The sequence below is a fragment of the Bradyrhizobium sp. Leo170 genome (genome assembly GCF_004296405.1).
In the GTDB taxonomy this organism is placed as follows: domain Bacteria; phylum Pseudomonadota; class Alphaproteobacteria; order Rhizobiales; family Xanthobacteraceae; genus Bradyrhizobium.
Genome location: NZ_PSRR01000734.1, coordinates 1 through 1231 on the forward strand (window position 1 = coordinate 1; position 1231 = coordinate 1231).

The following is a 1231-nucleotide window of genomic DNA, read 5'->3' on the forward strand; positions in this document are numbered from 1 at the left end:
AGAGAGAAGCTGGGTGGGCACCCAGAACCTAGCGCCGGGTTACCTGTTGCCGTAGTCTGGCAGCTTTCCGGGAGCGGATCATGATCGAACGGAAAGGGATCGCGAGACCGCGCGAGCATTTCTGGCGAACCGCAGAAGGCGAACTAGAGAAGTTTGTACGCAAAGAGATTGCATTTCAGCAAGCCGAGCGCATCGAGCGCGCAAGGGAGCTGCGCCTTCCTGTTCAGAAGGAGAGCGTGCTTTCCTGGCCTGGGCCGAGTTCGAAATTGGTTACACGGCGATCTCCCTGACTGGGTCCGCGCTCAAGGTCGCCGCTCATGACGATGGACGCCCGGCAGCGTACGCGATCGTGGTGCTGGCCCACGTCTCGTGGTGGATCGCTGCAGAATTGTCGACCAGCGGAGGTCAACGACGCCCGGGCCAAACGGAGGCCGGCGCGTTTCCTTTCTGCGGGCAGAGCCGTCGTCTGACCTGTGTCGTCGACGGGAATCCCGTTGACTGCGACCTGGTGGTTCCACAGAGTAAAACGCAGAGAGATTCTTTGGAGTGCTGATGATGCGCGATGGCAAGTTTTCTTTCAGGGCCGCTCACCACCAAGACGCGGAGCCGGTTTTCAAAATCACGAAGGCGTCAATCGCCGGACTTGGGGGAGCATCCTACTCTCGGGACCAGATCGCGAATTGGATGGGCGAGCGGACGCCGGCATTCTACGAAGCGCTCATCGCCAAGGGACGAATGACGGTCTGTGAGCACGAAGGTAGTGTGGTTGGATTTGTCGATGCCGAGCCGGGCGAAGTAACCAGGTTGTTCCTATTGCCTGAGGCTGCAGGTGCCGGGCTCGGCCGTCGGCTGCTCGAGATCGGGATAGCACGAGCGCGGATGGGCCATAGTGGGCCGATCAGGCTCGAGGCGACGATCAACGCCGAAGGCTTCTATCAAAAATGCGGCTTTCGAAGCGTGGGCCGCGACGTTTCCTCTCGTGGACTCGGCGGGGAGCCTATTGAGATTGTGCGGATGGAATTGTGAACTTCAGCGTTCACCGGCGCAAAACCCAACCTTGAACGTAGGCGGCGACCAATCAACCCTCACATCGTCTCGGCCGTCAGTTTGAGGGAGACAGCCGCGCTAAAATACAACGCCGTCTGAAAGCATGAGCACTCAGATGCGCGCGCGTCTGCGGCGGCCGGTCCATAGGCCAACGAGCACCGTGGTGATGAAGATCGTCACTCCA

General features: G+C 60.0%; 2 protein-coding genes. Both read left to right on the plus strand.

Features of this window, described 5'->3' with window-relative positions; translation table 11 throughout:
- Positions 1–80 precede the first annotated feature (80 nt).
- Positions 81–290 carry a hypothetical protein gene (locus tag CWO89_RS44335; RefSeq protein ID WP_130584399.1) on the plus strand — a complete coding sequence of 70 codons (210 nt, stop codon included), beginning with the start codon at positions 81–83 and terminating at the stop codon, positions 288–290.
- A gap of 262 nt (positions 291–552) precedes the next feature.
- Positions 553–1026 carry a GNAT family N-acetyltransferase gene (locus CWO89_RS44340; protein ID WP_245476870.1) on the plus strand — a complete coding sequence of 158 codons (474 nt, stop codon included), beginning with the start codon at positions 553–555 and terminating at the stop codon, positions 1024–1026.
- Positions 1027–1231 lie beyond the last annotated feature (205 nt).